A 15,415-nucleotide genomic window follows, 5' to 3' on the forward strand; every position below is an offset into this window, starting at 1 on the left:
GTTATTGCTCCTCCATGTTCAGCGGGAAGTGGCAGGCGAAGAAGTGGTTTTTGACCGGGCGCAGGCGCGGCGTTTCGATGCACTTCTTCTGCGCGTAAGGGCAGCGCGGCCCCAGGCGGCAGCCGATCGGCAGGTGTTCCAGCGAAGGAATGGCGCCCGGCAGCGTATTCAACCGGCTTTTGTGCGGCAGCGAGCGGCCGAAGTCCGGCATGGCGCGGATCAGCGCCTGGGTGTAAGGGTGGCGCGGCGCCGCCAGCAGTTCTTCGCACTGGGCGCTTTCCACCGTTTGCCCGCAGTACAAGACGTTCACCCGGTCGGCCCACTTGCTCATCATCTGCAGGTCGTGACTGATCAGCAGAATGGTGGTGTTGTTGTTCTGGTTGAGACGCGCCAACAGGCGGAAAATCTGCGCCTGCGTGGTCGGTTCCATGGCGTTGGTCGGCTCATCGGCGATCAGCAGGCGCGGTTGGTTGGCCAGCGCGATGGCGATCATCACTTTCTGGCACTCGCCTTCCGTCAGCTCGTAGGGGAAGCTGCCCATGATGTCGTCGTGATCCTTGATGCCGACGCGGTGCAGCAACTCGATGGCGCGGCGTTTGCGCCAGTTGAAGCGCTGCCACCAGTGGCCCTTGTAGGTCCAGCCCGGGATGGCCTGCGCCAGCTGGCGGCCGATGCTCTCGGAAGGGTCGAGACAGGACTGCGGTTCCTGGAAGATCATTGAGACGTTGTGGCCCACCAGCTTGCGCCGCTCGCGCGGGCTCAGCTGCAGCAGATCGATGTCGTCGAAGCGGAAACGATCGGCGGTGACGCGCCAGTTGTCTTTGGTCACGCCGCAGATGGCCTTGGCGATCAGGCTCTTGCCGGAGCCCGATTCGCCCACCAGGCCGCGCACCTCGCCCTCGGTCAGCGTCATGCTGACGCGATCGACCGCCTTGACCGGCCCTTCGGCGGTCATAAATTCAATCGTCAGATTGCGGATATCGAGTAACGGCATTATTCCACCCCGGCATTGATTGCGCGGCGCATACCGTCGCCCAACAGGTTAACCAGCAGCACGCTGACGAGGATGGCCGCGCCGGGCAGCATCACCGTCCAGGGCGCGACGTACACCAGCTCGAGCGAATCGCCGAGCATCGCTCCCCATTCCGGCGAAGGCAACTGCGCGCCGAGATCGAGGAAGCCGAGCGCGGCGATATCCAAAATGGCCATCGACAGCGCGCGGGTGAACTCGGTCACCAGCACCGCCGCGATGTTCGGCATGACCGCGTACCACAGGATCTGCAGCGTGGAAGCGCCGTCAAGCCGGGCCGCCACCACGTACTCTTTCTCCAGTTCGTCGTGCACCGCGCTGTAGATGGTGCGCACCATGCGCGGCAGCAGAGCCAGCCACACCGCCAGCATGGCGTGTTCGAGTTTGGGGCCGATAAACGCCACCACCACGATCGCCAGCAGCAGCGACGGAATCGACAGCAGGGTATCGAGGATATGGTTGAGCACCGCCGAGCGTAGCCCGTGGGTGACACCGGCGAACACGCCGAGGATCACGCCGCAGAACGCCGCGGCCAGCGTCACCGCCAGCGCGGAACCGAAGGTGGCGGCGGTGCCGGTCAACAGGCGGCTGAGGATGTCGCGCCCGAGATCGTCGGTGCCGAGGAAGAACGACACGTTGCCGTAGCGCGACCAGGACGGCGGCAGCAGTTGATAGCCGAGGAACTGCTGATCCAGCGCGTAGGGCGCCAGCAGGCTGCCGAACAGCGACAGCAGCAGCAGGGCGATCACGCCGTAAAAACCGATCATCGCCAGCGCGTCGCCGTAGAAAATCCGCCAGGTGTAGCGCAGCGGGCTCGGCATCTTTTTCTCGCGGTATACGTTATCGAAGGGCATACCATTCCTTATGTTTCAGCGGGTTGGTTGCCGCACCCAGAATGTCGGCCAGAACGTTAATGGTGATCACCAGCGTGCCGACCACCATCACGCCGGCGGAGATCGCCGCATAGTCCTGCTGGCGAATGGCGTTGATCAGCCACCGGCCGAGACCCGGCCAGCTGAACACCACTTCGGTGATCATCGCCAGCGTGAGCATGGTGGAGAACTGCAGCCCGAGTTTGGGCACGATCGGCGGCAGCGCGTTGTGCAACACGTGGCGACGAATGATGGTAAAGCGCGACAGGCCGCGGGTGGCGGCGGCCTTGATGTAGTTTTGGCTCAGCACGTCGTCGGTGCTGATGCGCATCAGCCGCACCACTTCGGTGGTGGGCGCCACCGCCAGCGCGGCGATCGGCAGGATCATGTGGCGCAGGGCGCTGCCGATCATCTCGGCGCGATACGGCGAGTCCGACAGCCAGGCGTCGATCAGCGCAAAACCGGTGATGGGTTTCACCTGATACAGCAGATCGAAACGGCCGGAAACCGGCAGCCAGCCGAGATGCAGCGAGAAGAACAGCATCAGCAGCAGCGCCAGCCAGAACACCGGCATCGAAAAGCCCAGCAGCGCGAAGGTGCTGATGGCGGTGTCCTGCCACTTGCCGCGCAGCACGCCGGCGATGATGCCCAGCGGAATGCCGATAAACAGCGCCAGGGCGAAGGCCAGTAGGCACAGTTCCATGGTGGCCGGGAACACTTCGCGCAACTGTTCGCTGATCGCCTGGCCGTTGATGCTGGAGACGCCGAAGTCCCAGTGCAGCAGGCTGACGAAGTAGAACTGATAGGCGTCCAGCAGGGCGGCGCCGTTCAGCGGCGCGCGCGGCGTGAAATAGCTCAGGCTGAAGCTGACCAGCGTCAGGAAGAACAGCGTGATCAGCAGCAGCAGAATGCGGCGCAGGGTAAAGATAATCACTTTTTCACCTCCGGCGCGGATTCACGGTACACCCCGGCGAACGAGGCGTTGCCGAACGGGCTCAGCACCAATCCCTTGATGTCGTAACGATAGGCCTGCAGGCGCAAGGAAGACGCCAGCGGCAGCACCGGCAGTTGCTGCTCGAGGATTTTCTGCGCCTTGCGGTAGTTGTCGATGCGCTGAGACAGCTGCTGCGACAGCAGCGCGTTCTGCAGCACTTCGTCAAAGCCCGGATCACACCAGTGAGCATAGTTGGTTTGCGAACGGATTGCCGCGCAGCTCAGCAGCGGCCGGAAGAAGCTGTCCGGATCGTTGCTGTCGGTGGCCCAGCCGGTCAGGGTCAGATCGTGGTTCATCTCCATCAGGCGCGCTTCCTGGAAACGGCCCTCCACCGGCACGATGGTGACGTTGATGCCCACCTGGCCGAGATCGGCCTGGATCAGTTCGGCGGTTTTCAGCGGGCTCGGGTTGTAAGACTGCGAGGCGGTCGGCACCCACAGCTTCAGGTTCAGCTGGCTGACGCCGGCCTGCCGCAGCATCTCGCGAGATTTGGCCGGATCGTACTCGGTGACGTGCGCGTCGTTGTCATAGGCCCAGGAGGCGCGCGGCAGGATCGAGGCGGCGGTTTCCGCCGTGCCGTAATAGATCGACTGCATCAACCGCTGGTTGTTGATCGCCAGCGAGATCGCCTGGCGCACGTTGAGGTTGTCGAGCGGCGGTTTACGGGTGTTGAACGCCAGATAGGCGATGTTCATCCCCGGGCGCAGCGTCAGGCGCAGGCGCGGATCGTCGCGCAGAATCGACAGCTGGCTGGCCGCCGGATAGGCCAGCACGTCGCACTCGCCGGTCAGCAGCTTGGAGAGGCGGCCGGTGCCGCCGGCGCCCAGATCGATCACCACCTGCGGCATGCGCGGCAGCCCTTTCCAGTAGGCGGCGTTGCGCGCCAGGCGAATATATTGCCCCGAGCGGTATTCGTTGAGCAGGAACGGGCCGCTGCCGACCGGCTCGCGGTCGATCAGCTCCTGATGGCCCTCACGCGTCAGCAGATCGGCGTACTCGGCGGACAGCACCGGCGCGTAGTGGGTGGCCAGGTGCCACAGGAACGAGGCGTCCGGCGACTGCAGGCGAATCTCCACCGTATAGTCGTCGAGCTTTCTCACGCTCTGCACCGAATCACCGAACTGCAGGCTGTCGAAATAGGGGTATTCGCCGCCGTTCACGTCGTGATACGGGTGTTTCTGATCGAATACGCGCGCAAAGCTGAACACCACGTCGTCGGCGTTCATCTTGCGGGTGGGCGTGAACCAGGCGGTGGTCTGGAACGGCACGTCCTTGCGCAAATGGAAGCGGTAGGTGGCGCCGTTATCCAGCACTTCCCAGCTTTGCGCCAGCTCGGGGATCAGGCGATAGGTGTAGGGATCGACGTCCAGCAGGCGATCGTACAGCTGGGCGGCCAGGGTATCCACCGTCAGGCCGCTGCTGGCCATTTGCGGGTTGAAGGTATTCAGTATGCCGCTGACGCAATAAACAAAGCCGCTTTGGCGAATGTCCGGTAGCGGCGCCGCGGTGGGCGCGGGCGGTGTTGTCGCGGCCAGGGCAGAGCCCGTCAGGCACAACGACAGTATCCAAAAGGGTAAACCACGCATAGAGGCTCATGGGTTAATCAGCAATAGCGTTAGTGTATCGCACTCTGACCAGCAGCCCAATCCATTGAGCAAAATCGCTGAGTTTTCTGCGACTTGATTAATCAGCCCGTTCAGCGGCAAGAAAAAAGTTTTTCATGTTATGTTATAATATAACAAAATCATGTTACCGTTCCCCGGCAAAGTCACCATAACGCAAGGGGATGTATGAACGAAGTTGCACTTCCACCACGCCGTTCGCTGCCGGATGCTCAGGCATGGCGCGGCGAAATGAGTGATGTCGGGCTCGATTGGGTCGGGATGCAAGGGATCGCGCTGCCGCTGGAGCTGGCCGGCAAGCCATTGATGGCGAAGGTCGACGCCGGTATCAACCTGCGCGCCGAAGCGGCGGGCGAGCGCGGCATTCACATGTCGCGGCTGTATCTGGCGCTGGACGAGTTGACGCAGGGCGAGCTGACGCCGCAGCGCATCGGCCGAACGTTGCAGGCCTTTTTGGCTTCGCAGCCGGAACACAGCGATCGCGCCAGCCTGACGCTCAGCGGCGAGCTGTTGCTGTCACGCCCGGCGCTGCTGTCGCCGCAGCGCGGCTGGAAAGCCTATCCGCTGCGCATCGAGGCCACCCTGACGGACACGCTGACGCTGGTGCTGACCGTCGGCGTGCCTTATTCCTCCACCTGCCCGAGTTCGGCGGCGCTCAGCCGCCAGCTGGCGCAGCAACAGTTCCAGTTTGATTTTGAACAGGAGGCGGAGCGGGTCAGCCAGCGGCAGGTGAGCGAGTGGCTGTTGGAGCAGGGAATGCCGGCCACGCCCCACAGCCAGCGCAGCTGGGCCTGGATCACCGTAACGCCCGAGAATGAACGGGCGTTTGAGCCGGTGAAACTGATTGACCGCATCGAACATGCGCTGGGCACGCCGGTGCAAACGCTGGTGAAACGCCGCGACGAGCAGGCCTTCGCGCTGGCTAACGGTCAGAACCTGATGTTCTGCGAGGATGCGGCGCGGCGCCTGTACCGCATGCTGCGCAGCCAGTGCGACTACCGCGCTTTCTCGCTGCGCGTCGAGCATCAGGAGAGCCTGCATGCCCACAATGCGGTGGCGGAGCTGAGCTGGCGGGGAGAACACCATGCTGCGTAAAAATCCCAGCGGCCATCTGCCGCAGGTCTCGCCGCTGGCCTACATCGATCCCACCGCCATTATTTGCGGCCGGGTGATCGTTGAAGATTTCGTTTACGTCGGCCCGTATGCGGTGATCCGCGCCGACGAGTTGAACGCCGCCGGCGACATGGAGCCGATCGTCATCGGCTCGCACTCCAATATTCAGGACGGCGTGGTGATCCACTCCAAGAGCGGGGCGGCGGTCACCATCGGCCGTTACAGCTCGATCGCCCACCGCGCCATCGTCCATGGCCCGTGTCGCATCGGCGATCGGGTGTTTATCGGGTTCAACAGCGTGCTGTTCAACTGCCACGTTCAGTCCGGCTGCGTGGTGCGCTACAACGCGGTGGTGGACGGCGTGACGCTGCCGGAAAACCGCTATATCCCCTCGACCGAACGCGTGGGCGCCGACAGCGATCTGTCGCGCTATCGCCAGGTCGATCGCGGCGCGCTGCAGTTTTCGGAAGAAGTGGCCGCCACCAACGTCGAACTGGTGCGCGGTTACCAGGCATTACGCAATGAATTTTAATGAGGTCCCCATGAAACAACTTCCCGTGACCGTGCTTTCCGGCTTTCTCGGCACCGGCAAGACCACGGTGCTGAACCATATCCTGAACAACCGGCAGGGCATGCGCGTGGCGGTGATTGTCAACGACATGAGCGAAGTGAACATTGACGCCGCGCTGGTGGAGAATGAAGTGCATCTCGATCGCCAGGAAGAGAAGCTGGTGGAGATGAGCAACGGGTGCATCTGCTGCACGCTGCGCGAAGACCTGCTGGTATCGGTGCGCGAACTGGCGCAGGACGGGCGTTTCGATTACCTGTTGATCGAATCGAGTGGCATCTCGGAGCCGCTGCCGGTGGCGGAAACCTTTACCTTTGAGGATGAAACGGGCGAAAGCCTGTCCCAATTCGCCCGGCTGGATACGCTGGTGACGGTGGTCGACGGGGTGAATTTCATTCAGCAATACCAGCAGGCGCAAAGCCTGCAGGAGGCCGGCCAAAGTCTGGGTGAGGACGATCTGCGCAGCGTGGCGGACCTGTTGATTGAGCAAATTGAATTTTGCGACGTGATCCTGGTCAGCAAGACCGATCTGTTGACGCCAACGCAGCAGGGCGAAGTGATGGCGCTGCTGGCCAGCCTGAATCCCGACGCCCGCATTGTGCCGATCGCGCCGGGCAAACTGCCGCTGGAGGCGGTGCTGAATACCGGCAGCTTCAGCTTTGAAAAGGCGCAGCAGGCGCCCGGCTGGCTGAAAGAGCTGCGCGGCGAACACGTGCCGGAAACGGAAAGCTACGGCATCAGCAGCTTTGTCTATCAGGCGCGGCGGCCGTTTGCGCCGGACAAGTTCTACCGCGTGATCAACGGCGATTGGGGCGGCGGCAAGCTGCTGCGCTCGAAAGGCTTCTTCTGGCTGGCGACGCGGCCGCGGCAGGCCGGGCAGTGGAGCCAGGCTGGCGGCATCGCCCATTACGGCCTGGCGGGCACCTTTTGGCGCGCGATCCCGCAAGATAATTGGCCGCAGGATCCGCAAACGCGGGCGCATATTCAGGAGAAATGGGTGGAGCCGTTCGGCGACATGCGCCAGGAGCTGGTGTTTATCGGCCAGCACTTGCAACAGGCGGCGATCGTGCGTCTGCTGGACGACTGCCTGCTGAACGACGACGAAATGGCCGCCGGCGTGGACTATTGGCTGGAGATGGCAGACCCGTTCCCTGAGTGGTAATTGCGCAATCTTCGTGTGGTAATGAGAAAAATTCTCAACAAAGTGCTTTACAGACGATACTGATAACTATTATCATCGCCTGGCAGTTCACGGAAGGCCACAGTTTGCGGCTCTGATGTGGAAGGCACGACATTGCTCACATTGCTTCCAGTGTTTTTTAAGCCAGCTCGGGTGCTGGCTTTTTTTTTGCCCGCTATTCCTCGTCCGTTTCGCCGTTTTGCAGCAGCGCATGCTTTTTCAGCATACCGCGTAGCTGATGGTAGGTGAGCCCCAGCAACTGCGCCGCCTTGCGCTGGTTGAATCGCCCTTGCTGCAGCGCCGCCTCGATCAGCGCCTTCTCTTGCTCCAACTGCCAGTTTTTCAGCTCGAGCGGCAGCGACGGCAACACGCCGACGCCTTCAGGGGCGGGCGCAAGCGGCGTGGCCTCGCGTGGTGCAAACGGGTTGATGACGATCTCATCCAGCGGGTTGTCGCTGTCGCCGTGACGATAGACCGAACGTTCCACCACGTTTTTCAGTTCACGCACGTTGCCTGGCCAGCCATACTCGAGCAACGTCTGCCTGGCGCGTTCGGTAAAGCCGGGAAACAGCGGCAGCCCCAGCTCGCGGCACATTTGAATGGCGAAGTGCTCGGCCAGCAACATGATATCGGGCCGGCGTTGGCGCAGCGGCGGCAGCTGCACCACGTCGAACGCCAGCCGATCCAGCAGATCGGCGCGAAACTTGCCCGCCGCCGCCAGCGCCGGCAGATCGTCGTTGGTGGCGCACACCAACCGCACATCCACCCGCAGCGGCTGGCTGCCGCCCACGCGTTCCAGCTGACCGTATTCGATCACCCGCAGCAATTTCTCCTGCACCAGCATCGGCGCGGTCGCCAGCTCATCGAGGAACAGCGTGCCGCCGTCGGCGCGCTCGAAGCGGCCCAGATGACGTTTCTGCGCGCCGGTAAAGGCGCCGGCCTCGTGGCCGAACAGCTCGGAGTCCAGCAGGTTTTCATTCAGCGCCGCACAGTTGAGCGAGATGAACGGCCCTTGCCAACGGTTGGAGAGGTAGTGCAGACGATGGGCGATCAGCTCTTTGCCGGTGCCGCGTTCGCCGATCACCAGCACCGGTTTGTTCAGCTTTGCCACCTGGGAGACTTGCTCCAATACTTCGACAAAGGCGTTTGCTTCGCCCAACAAATTTTCTGGCTGTTCGTTCATGATGAAATTCGCCAATGTTTGGTGAAAATAATCACTCTACAGCAAGCGCGCAGAGAGTCAAAAATAAAGAGTTGTTGTTTTTCAATGGTATAAAAGTTGGCACGGGTTTTGATTATCTCTTTGGGCAAGCTGTACGACTTAACGCGGCGCTTCAGACGCCATCAGAACCAAGAGGAAGTGAATTATGGGTATTTTTTCTCGTTTTGCCGACATCGTGAACGCCAACATCAACACCCTGCTGGACAAGGCGGAAGATCCGCAGAAGCTGGTGCGGTTGATGATCCAAGAGATGGAAGACACGCTGGTTGAAGTCCGTTCTACGTCGGCGCGCGCGCTGGCGGAGAAAAAGCAGTTGCTGCGTCGCATCGAGCAGGGCGAAAGCCAGGTCAGCGACTGGCAGGAAAAAGCCGAACTGGCGCTGCGCAAAGATAAAGAAGACTTGGCCCGCGCGGCGCTGATCGAAAAACAAAAGGTTGCCGACCTGATCGCCACGCTGACGCAGGAAGTGGCGACCGTAGAAGAAACGCTGGCGCGCATGAAGAGCGAAATCGGCGAGCTGGAAAACAAGCTGACCGAAACCCGCGCGCGGCAGCAGGCGCTGGCGCTGCGTCATCAGGCCGCGTCTTCTTCCCGTGAAGTACGTCGCCAGCTCGACAGCGGCAAGCTGGACGAGGCGATGGCGCGTTTCGAACAGTTCGAACGCCGCATCGACCACATGGAAGCCGAAGCGGAAAGCATCAGCATCGGTAAAAAGAAGTCGCTGGACCAGGAGTTTGCCGAGCTGAAAGCCGACGACGCCATCAGTGAGCAGCTGGCGGCGCTGAAAGCCAAGATGAACCGCTCAGAGTAAGGCGAACCGCGGCCACACACCGGAGGTGGCCGCCAATCCAGGACCCGATAAGAAGGAATAACAATGAGTGCTTTATTACTTGCCATTCCGCTGACAATTTTCGTGCTGTTTGTCGCGCCGATTTGGCTTTGGCTGCATTACAGCAATCGGCAACAGACTGGCATCCAGCTGAGTCAGCAAGAAATGCAGCGCCTGGCGCAGCTGGCGGAAGACGCCAAACGCATGCGTGAACGCATTCAGGCGCTGGAAGAGATCCTTGATGCGGAACACCCGAACTGGAGACAGTCCTGATGAGTAATACGCTGGGCAGTAAAAAGCTTTATCGCGTACCCGAAGAAGGCATGGTGAAAGGCGTCTGCGCCGGTTTGGCCCACTATTTCGACGTGCCGGTGCGCCTGATCCGCGTGATGGTGGTGTTGTCGCTGTTCTTTGGGCTGTTCTTCTTCACGCTGGTGGCCTATATCGCGCTGGTGTTCGTGTTGGACGAGGCGCCGGCCAGCCGCTTCGAAGGCGAGCATCAGAAGACGCCGCGCCAGCTGCTCGATCAGCTGGAATATGAGCTGGGCAGCGGCGAGCAGCAGCTGCGTCAGGTCGAGCGTTACGTGACGTCCGACACCTTCGGCGTACAGAGCCGTTTCCGCAAGCTGTAACCCTTCTTGCGAGACCCGGCCTGCGCAGGCCGGGCATCTTCGCCGCCGTTATCCCGTGAATAACCTTAATCGTCTTGTGCCGGAGGGCATTGTCATGAATAAAATCGATGTCGCGAACACCGCCAGAACGGGTGGATTTAAACGAGGAGCGGCGGCAATGTTGAAGACATTGGCTAAAGTCATCATCATAGCGTTATTGAACTATGGCCCGGCGGGCGCTGCCGGCTGGCTGTTGAAAACCGTCGGCCGCAAACCGGTGCGCTTCGTGCTGGCGCTGGTGCTGGAACCGCTGTTCCGTAAAGGCCTGAACAAGGCTTTCGGGCGTTACGTCAAGGAGAGCAATGAAACGACTGCAAAATGAGTTAACCTCGCTGGTCAACCGCGGAATGGATCGCCATCTGCGCCTGGCGGTGACCGGCCTGAGCCGCAGCGGCAAAACCGCCTTTATCACCGCTTTCGTTAACCAACTGCTGCATGTGCACAGCGGCGCGCGCATGCCGTTGTTTTCACCGGTGCGCGAAGAACGCCTGCTGGGCGTTAAACGTATCCCGCAGCGCGATCTCGGCATCCAGCGTTTCACCTATGACGAAGGGCTGGCGCAGCTGTACGGCACGCCGCCGGCCTGGCCGACGCCGACGCGCGGCGTCAGCGAAATTCGTCTGGCGTTGCGCTACCGCTCCAACGACTCGCTGCTGCGCCACTTTAAAGACACCTCCACGCTGTACCTGGAGATCGTCGATTATCCCGGCGAATGGTTGCTGGATCTGCCGATGCTCGAACAGGATTACCTGGCCTGGTCGCGCCAGATGACCGGGCTGCTGCAGGGCGAACGCGCCGAATGGGCCAAGCCCTGGCTTGACCTATGCAAAACCTGCGATCCGCTGGCGCCGGCCGACGAAAACCGCCTGGCGGCGATCGCCCAGGCCTACACCGATTATCTGCTGCGCTGCAAAAGTGAAGGGCTGCACTTCATTCAGCCGGGGCGTTTCGTGCTGCCGGGCGACATGGCCGGCGCGCCGGCGCTGCAGTTTTTCCCGTGGCCTGACGTGGCCGCGATCGGCGAGTCGAAGCTGGCGCAGGCCGACAAGCATACCAACATCGGCATGTTGCACGCTCGCTTCAATTACTACTGCCAGTCGATCGTCAAGAACTTCTACAAAGAGCATTTCGTCCGTTTCGATCGGCAAATCGTGCTGGTCGACTGCCTGCAGCCGCTCAACAGCGGCCCGCAGGCGTTCAACGACATGCGTCTGGCGTTGACCCAACTGATGCAGAGCTTCCATTACGGCAAGCGCACGCTGTTTCGCCGCTTGTTCTCGCCGACCATCGACAAACTGATGTTCGCCGCCACCAAAGCGGACCATATCACCGCCGATCAGCACGCCAATCTGGTGTCCTTGCTGCAACAGCTGGTGCAAGAGGCGTGGCAGAATGCGGCGTTCGAAGGCATCAGCATGGATTGCGTCGGCCTGGCCTCGGTGCAGGCGACCGAGAGCGGCATCGTCGATCATCAGGGGCAGCGTATCCCGGCGCTGAAGGGCAACCGCCTCAGCGACGGCGCGCCGCTGACGGTGTTCCCCGGCGAAGTGCCCGCCCGCCTGCCGGGGCCGGCGTTCTGGCAGAGCCAGGGGTTCCACTTCGATGAATTTCGTCCGCGCGCCATGAGCGTGGACACCCCGTTGCCGCACATCCGCCTGGATGCGGTGATGGAATTTTTACTGGGAGACAAATTGCGATGAGCGAGCCGATCAAACCGCGTATCGATTTTGACGAGCCGCTGCAGCCGCCGCAGGAACCGGCGTTGCGCGCCGGCGTCGCTTTCGACGCCGAGCAGGCGGAGAGCTTCTTTCCGGCGGCGCCGGAGCTGCAGCAGGAAGAGGAGGAAGGGCGCGCCGAAGGCATCATTAACGCCGCGCTGAAACCTAAACGCAGCCTGTGGCGCAAAATGGTGACCGCCGGGCTGGCGCTGTTCGGCGTCAGCGTGGTGGCGCAGGGCGTGCAGTGGGTGCATACCGCCTGGGTGCAGCAGGACTGGATCGCCATGGGCGGCGGCGTGGCCGGCGGCCTGATCGTGTTCGCTGGCGTCGGTTCGGTGGTCACCGAGTGGCGGCGTTTGTATCGGCTGCGCCAGCGCGCGGAAGAGCGCGACGTGGCGCGCGAGCTGTTGCACAGCCACGGGCTGGGGCAAGGGCGCGAATTCTGCGAGAAGTTGGCGCGCCAGGCCGGGCTGGATCAGGGGCATCCGGCGCTGCAGCGCTGGCAGGCCTCGCTGCATGAAACGCAAAACGATCGTGAAGTGGTGGAGCTGTACGCCAAACTGGTGCAGCCGGTGCTCGACAATCAGGCGCGGCGCGAAATCAGCCGCTCCGCCGCCGAATCGACGCTGATGATTGCCGTCAGCCCGTTGGCGCTGGTGGATATGGCGTTTATCGCCTGGCGCAACATCCGTTTGATTAACCGCATCGCCGCGCTGTACGGCATCGAACTGGGTTACTTCAGCCGCATTCGTTTGTTCCGGCTGGTGCTGCTCAATATCGCCTTCGCCGGCGCTTCCGAGCTGGTGCGCGAAGTGGGGATGGACTGGATGTCGCAGGATCTGGCGGCGCGGCTGTCGGCGCGCGCGGCGCAGGGCATTGGCGCCGGGCTGTTGACCGCGCGGCTGGGCATCAAGGCGATGGAACTGTGCCGCCCGCTGCCGTGGCTGGAAGGGGAAAAACCGAAGCTTGGCGATTTCCGCAGCCAGCTGATCGGCCAGTTGAAAGATACGCTGAAAAAGGGCGACGGCAAGGCCAAATAACCCCACGACGGCGCTCTCAGGAGCGCCGTTTTATGAGCGGTGCCGACGCCGGACGTAATCGAGACTTGACGACAGTCGATCCCCCTGTGATTGCGTGATAAATCTCTGAAAAATTAATTATGATTGTGATAACTCTCTGTTTGCAGGCTAAAATGACGCCGATGCTGTTATTCACTTGCGTTTAAAATCAGCAACCACGGCAATAAATCAGAGTTCTGTCAACTTTTGCTGACAGATCGCTTCTACCGCCCGGTGCGAGGGAGTATCATCATCGCTAACGATCCCCGCACTTGCAGAGATAAGGCCAACACTGATGCGTTTGGAAGTATTTTGCGAAGACCGCCTCGGTCTCACTCGAGAATTACTCGATCTTTTGGTATCGCGCAGCATTGACTTACGTGGCATCGAGATCGATCCCATCGGCCGCATTTACCTCAATTTCTCCCAGCTGGACTTCGATACTTTCCGCGCGTTGATGGCGGAGATCCGCCGCATCGCCGGCGTAACCGACGTGCGCACCGTCAGCTTTATGCCTTCCGAACGCGAGCATCGCGCGCTGCGTGCGCTGCTGGAGTCGATGCCGGAGCCGGTGTTCTCTATCGATATGAAGGGCAAGGTCGAGCTGGCCAACCCGGCGGCGCTGGCGCTGTTCAGCCTGAGCGAAGACAAGATCCGCAACCAGACCGCCGGGGCGCTGATCGGCGGCTATAACTTCAGCCGCTGGCTGGAGAGCGAGCATACGGCGCCGCACTCAGAACGGGTGGTGATCCGCAGCCAGGACTTCCTGATGGACATTACGCCTATCTATCTGGAGGACGAACAGCAACAGCCGGCCGCGGTTGGCGCGGTGGTGATGTTGAAGTCCACCGCGCGCATGGGCCGCCAACTGCAAAATCTGTCGGTGAACGACGATACCGAATTCGACCACATCGTCGCGGTGAGCGCCAAGATGCGTCACGTGCTGGAGCAGGCGCGCAAGCTGGCGATGCTCGATGCGCCGCTGCTGATCGTGGGCGATACCGGCACCGGCAAGGATATTCTGGCCCGCGCCTGCCACCTGCGCAGCCCGCGCGGCAAACAGCCGTTCCTGGCGCTGAACTGCGCCGCGCTGCCGGATGACGTGGTGGAGAGCGAGCTGTTCGGCCATGCGCCGGGCGCTTATCCCAACGCGCTGGAAGGCAAAAAGGGCTTCTTCGAGCAGGCCAACGGCGGTTCGGTGCTGCTGGATGAGATCGGCGAAATGTCGCCGCGCATGCAGACCAAACTGTTGCGTTTTCTCAATGACGGCACGTTCCGCCGGGTCGGCGAGGAGCATGAGGTGCACGTCGACGTGCGCGTGATCTGCGCCACCCAGAAAAACCTCACCGAGCTGGTGCAGCGCGGCGAATTCCGCGAAGACCTCTATTATCGCCTCAACGTGCTGACCATCACCATCCCGCCGCTGCGCGAACGTCCGCAGGACATCATGCCACTGACCGAGCTGTTCGTGGCGCGCTTCGCCGATGAGCAGGGCGTGGCGCGGCCCAAGCTGGCGAACGATCTGGGCGGCTTCCTCAGCAAATACGGCTGGCCGGGCAACGTGCGCCAGCTGAAAAACGCCATCTACCGCGCGCTGACGCAAACCGAAGGCTACGAACTGCGGCCGCAGGATATCGTGTTGCCGGAGTTCGAGGTGGAGATGTCGTTGGGCGACGAGGTGCTGGACGGCTCGCTGGACGACATCAGCAAGCGTTTCGAGCGCTCGGTGCTGACGCGCCTGTATCGCACCTATCCCAGCACCCGCAAGCTGGCGAAGCGCCTGGGCGTTTCCCATACCGCCATCGCCAACAAGCTGCGCGAGTATGGCCTGAGCAGCCGTAAAGGCGGCGCCGAGGGCGAAGAATAAGAAAGGCGCCTTGCGGCGCCTTTTGCGTGTTTCCAAAGCCGGCGAACGCCGGCTTTGTTATTTCAGCGCTGCCAGCGCCGCGTCGTAATCCGGCTCGGTGGTGATTTCGTTCACCAGCTCGCTGTACAGCACGTTGTCCTGGCCATCCAGCACCACGACCGCACGCGCGGTCAGGCCCGCCAATGGACCTTCGGCGATTTCAACGCCGTATGCCTGTTTGAACTCGGCGCCGCGCAGGGTGGACAGGGTGATCACGTTGCTCAGGCCTTCCGCGCCGCAGAAACGAGACTGGGCGAACGGCAGATCGGAGGAGATGCACAGTACCACGGTGTTATCCAGGCCGCTGGCCAACTGGTTGAATTTACGCACCGACGTCGCGCAGACGCCGGTATCGATGCTTGGGAAGATGTTCAGGACTTTGCGTTTACCCGCGAAGCTGCTCAGCGCTACGTCTGACAGGTCTTTGGCAACCAGCGAGAAGGCCTTGGCCTGTTCGCCCTGCTGTGGCAGTTTGCCCGCTACGCTGACCGGATTGCCTTGAAAATGTACTGTCTGAGTCATTGCTAGATTCCTTTTACAGGTGTTTATACAAAGGGTATGAACCTGATGGAACGGCGCGCCGGCGACGGCTGTTAACATCAGGTTCACACCCTGGCGCCAGTTTATGACAA

The 15,415-nt window shown here is 61.6% G+C and carries 16 protein-coding genes; 10 read left to right on the forward strand and 6 right to left on the reverse strand.

Annotation, left to right across the window (positions count from 1 at the left end):
- Nucleotide 1 precedes the first annotated feature (1 nt).
- Genes sapD through sapA form a run of 4 tightly spaced genes read right to left on the reverse strand, consistent with a single transcriptional unit; the run spans nt 2 to nt 4,482 of the window.
- On the reverse strand, nt 2-994 hold the full coding sequence (gene sapD, locus AC2CGQ_RS06460; RefSeq protein ID WP_484593522.1) for a putrescine export ABC transporter ATP-binding protein SapD: 993 nt from the start codon (nt 992-994) through the stop codon (nt 2-4).
- The gene (gene sapC / locus AC2CGQ_RS06465; RefSeq protein ID WP_004930580.1) at nt 994-1,884 is read right to left on the reverse strand and encodes a putrescine export ABC transporter permease SapC; all 891 of its coding nucleotides are present in this window, start codon (nt 1,882-1,884) and stop codon (nt 994-996) included. The genes sapD and sapC overlap by 1 nt, the downstream gene beginning before the upstream one ends.
- Nucleotides 1,871-2,836 (reverse strand): putrescine export ABC transporter permease SapB, encoded by a 966-nt coding sequence (sapB, locus tag AC2CGQ_RS06470; RefSeq protein WP_004930575.1) that lies wholly within the window; start codon nt 2,834-2,836, stop codon nt 1,871-1,873. Before sapB ends, sapC begins: the two co-directional genes overlap by 14 nt.
- On the reverse strand, nt 2,833-4,482 hold the full coding sequence (sapA, locus tag AC2CGQ_RS06475) for an ABC transporter substrate-binding protein SapA (RefSeq protein WP_076741183.1): 1,650 nt from the start codon (nt 4,480-4,482) through the stop codon (nt 2,833-2,835). Before sapA ends, sapB begins: the two co-directional genes overlap by 4 nt.
- 204 nt (nt 4,483-4,686) lie before the next feature.
- Between sapA and folE2 the strand changes: the two genes are divergently transcribed.
- Genes folE2 through zigA form a run of 3 tightly spaced genes read left to right on the forward strand, consistent with a single transcriptional unit; the run spans nt 4,687 to nt 7,361 of the window.
- Nucleotides 4,687-5,613 (forward strand): GTP cyclohydrolase FolE2, encoded by a 927-nt coding sequence (folE2, locus tag AC2CGQ_RS06480; RefSeq protein ID WP_160125532.1) that lies wholly within the window; start codon nt 4,687-4,689, stop codon nt 5,611-5,613.
- Nucleotides 5,603-6,163 (forward strand): LbetaH domain-containing protein, encoded by a 561-nt coding sequence (locus tag AC2CGQ_RS06485; protein WP_015378014.1) that lies wholly within the window; start codon nt 5,603-5,605, stop codon nt 6,161-6,163. Before folE2 ends, AC2CGQ_RS06485 begins: the two co-directional genes overlap by 11 nt.
- A 10-nt stretch (nt 6,164-6,173) precedes the next feature.
- Complete coding sequence (gene zigA, locus AC2CGQ_RS06490; protein ID WP_380691610.1) at nt 6,174-7,361, forward strand: zinc metallochaperone GTPase ZigA; 1,188 nt, start codon at nt 6,174-6,176, stop codon at nt 7,359-7,361.
- Nucleotides 7,362-7,554: 193 nt separating this feature from the next.
- On the opposite strand, the gene pspF is transcribed toward zigA, so the two are convergent.
- Nucleotides 7,555-8,562 carry a phage shock protein operon transcriptional activator gene (pspF, locus tag AC2CGQ_RS06495; protein WP_044031138.1) on the reverse strand — a complete coding sequence of 336 codons (1,008 nt, stop codon included), beginning with the start codon at nt 8,560-8,562 and terminating at the stop codon, nt 7,555-7,557.
- Between the two features lie 184 nt (nt 8,563-8,746).
- On the opposite strand from pspF, the gene pspA reads away from it, so the two are divergent.
- From pspA to tyrR, 7 genes are all read left to right on the forward strand, one after another.
- Complete coding sequence (gene pspA / locus AC2CGQ_RS06500; RefSeq protein WP_004930555.1) at nt 8,747-9,412, forward strand: phage shock protein PspA; 666 nt, start codon at nt 8,747-8,749, stop codon at nt 9,410-9,412.
- Between the two features lie 63 nt (nt 9,413-9,475).
- Nucleotides 9,476-9,703: an envelope stress response membrane protein PspB gene (gene pspB / locus AC2CGQ_RS06505; protein ID WP_004930553.1), complete on the forward strand. Its 228-nt coding sequence runs from the start codon at nt 9,476-9,478 to the stop codon at nt 9,701-9,703.
- Nucleotides 9,703-10,062 carry an envelope stress response membrane protein PspC gene (gene pspC / locus AC2CGQ_RS06510; protein ID WP_015378011.1) on the forward strand — a complete coding sequence of 120 codons (360 nt, stop codon included), beginning with the start codon at nt 9,703-9,705 and terminating at the stop codon, nt 10,060-10,062. The genes pspB and pspC overlap by 1 nt, the downstream gene beginning before the upstream one ends.
- Before the next feature lie 94 nt (nt 10,063-10,156).
- Entirely contained in the window at nt 10,157-10,423 is a 267-nt protein-coding gene (gene pspD / locus AC2CGQ_RS06515; RefSeq protein ID WP_031299672.1) for a phage shock protein PspD, read from the forward strand.
- Complete coding sequence (locus AC2CGQ_RS06520) at nt 10,404-11,801, forward strand: YcjX family GTP-binding protein (RefSeq protein WP_484593523.1); 1,398 nt, start codon at nt 10,404-10,406, stop codon at nt 11,799-11,801. Before pspD ends, AC2CGQ_RS06520 begins: the two co-directional genes overlap by 20 nt.
- Nucleotides 11,798-12,859, forward strand: coding sequence for a YcjF family protein (locus AC2CGQ_RS06525; RefSeq protein ID WP_015378009.1), 1,062 nt, complete (start codon nt 11,798-11,800; stop codon nt 12,857-12,859). The genes AC2CGQ_RS06520 and AC2CGQ_RS06525 overlap by 4 nt, the downstream gene beginning before the upstream one ends.
- Before the next feature lie 313 nt (nt 12,860-13,172).
- Nucleotides 13,173-14,744: a transcriptional regulator TyrR gene (gene tyrR / locus AC2CGQ_RS06530; protein ID WP_015378008.1), complete on the forward strand. Its 1,572-nt coding sequence runs from the start codon at nt 13,173-13,175 to the stop codon at nt 14,742-14,744.
- A 57-nt stretch (nt 14,745-14,801) separates the two neighbouring features.
- On the opposite strand, the gene tpx is transcribed toward tyrR, so the two are convergent.
- Nucleotides 14,802-15,305 (reverse strand): thiol peroxidase, encoded by a 504-nt coding sequence (gene tpx / locus AC2CGQ_RS06535; protein WP_076741187.1) that lies wholly within the window; start codon nt 15,303-15,305, stop codon nt 14,802-14,804.
- Between the last annotated feature and the right edge of the window lie 110 nt (nt 15,306-15,415).

The sequence above is a fragment of the Serratia sp. DFXYC6 genome (genome assembly GCF_057196085.1).

What these genes read in the sequence shown, in the direction of transcription:
- sapD (WP_484593522.1), bottom strand. Translation starts at nt 994, where the DNA reads ATGCCGTTACTCGATATCCGCAATCTGACGATTGAATTTATGACCGCC.
- sapC (WP_004930580.1), bottom strand. Translation starts at nt 1,884, where the DNA reads ATGCCCTTCGATAACGTATACCGCGAGAAAAAGATGCCGAGCCCGCTG.
- sapA (WP_076741183.1), bottom strand. Translation starts at nt 4,482, where the DNA reads ATGCGTGGTTTACCCTTTTGGATACTGTCGTTGTGCCTGACGGGCTCT.
- folE2 (WP_160125532.1), top strand. Translation starts at nt 4,687, where the DNA reads ATGAACGAAGTTGCACTTCCACCACGCCGTTCGCTGCCGGATGCTCAG.
- AC2CGQ_RS06485 (WP_015378014.1), top strand. Translation starts at nt 5,603, where the DNA reads ATGCTGCGTAAAAATCCCAGCGGCCATCTGCCGCAGGTCTCGCCGCTG.
- zigA (WP_380691610.1), top strand. Translation starts at nt 6,174, where the DNA reads ATGAAACAACTTCCCGTGACCGTGCTTTCCGGCTTTCTCGGCACCGGC.
- pspF (WP_044031138.1), bottom strand. Translation starts at nt 8,562, where the DNA reads ATGAACGAACAGCCAGAAAATTTGTTGGGCGAAGCAAACGCCTTTGTC.
- pspA (WP_004930555.1), top strand. Translation starts at nt 8,747, where the DNA reads ATGGGTATTTTTTCTCGTTTTGCCGACATCGTGAACGCCAACATCAAC.
- pspB (WP_004930553.1), top strand. Translation starts at nt 9,476, where the DNA reads ATGAGTGCTTTATTACTTGCCATTCCGCTGACAATTTTCGTGCTGTTT.
- pspC (WP_015378011.1), top strand. Translation starts at nt 9,703, where the DNA reads ATGAGTAATACGCTGGGCAGTAAAAAGCTTTATCGCGTACCCGAAGAA.
- pspD (WP_031299672.1), top strand. Translation starts at nt 10,157, where the DNA reads ATGAATAAAATCGATGTCGCGAACACCGCCAGAACGGGTGGATTTAAA.
- AC2CGQ_RS06520 (WP_484593523.1), top strand. Translation starts at nt 10,404, where the DNA reads ATGAAACGACTGCAAAATGAGTTAACCTCGCTGGTCAACCGCGGAATG.
- AC2CGQ_RS06525 (WP_015378009.1), top strand. Translation starts at nt 11,798, where the DNA reads ATGAGCGAGCCGATCAAACCGCGTATCGATTTTGACGAGCCGCTGCAG.
- tyrR (WP_015378008.1), top strand. Translation starts at nt 13,173, where the DNA reads ATGCGTTTGGAAGTATTTTGCGAAGACCGCCTCGGTCTCACTCGAGAA.
- tpx (WP_076741187.1), bottom strand. Translation starts at nt 15,305, where the DNA reads ATGACTCAGACAGTACATTTTCAAGGCAATCCGGTCAGCGTAGCGGGC.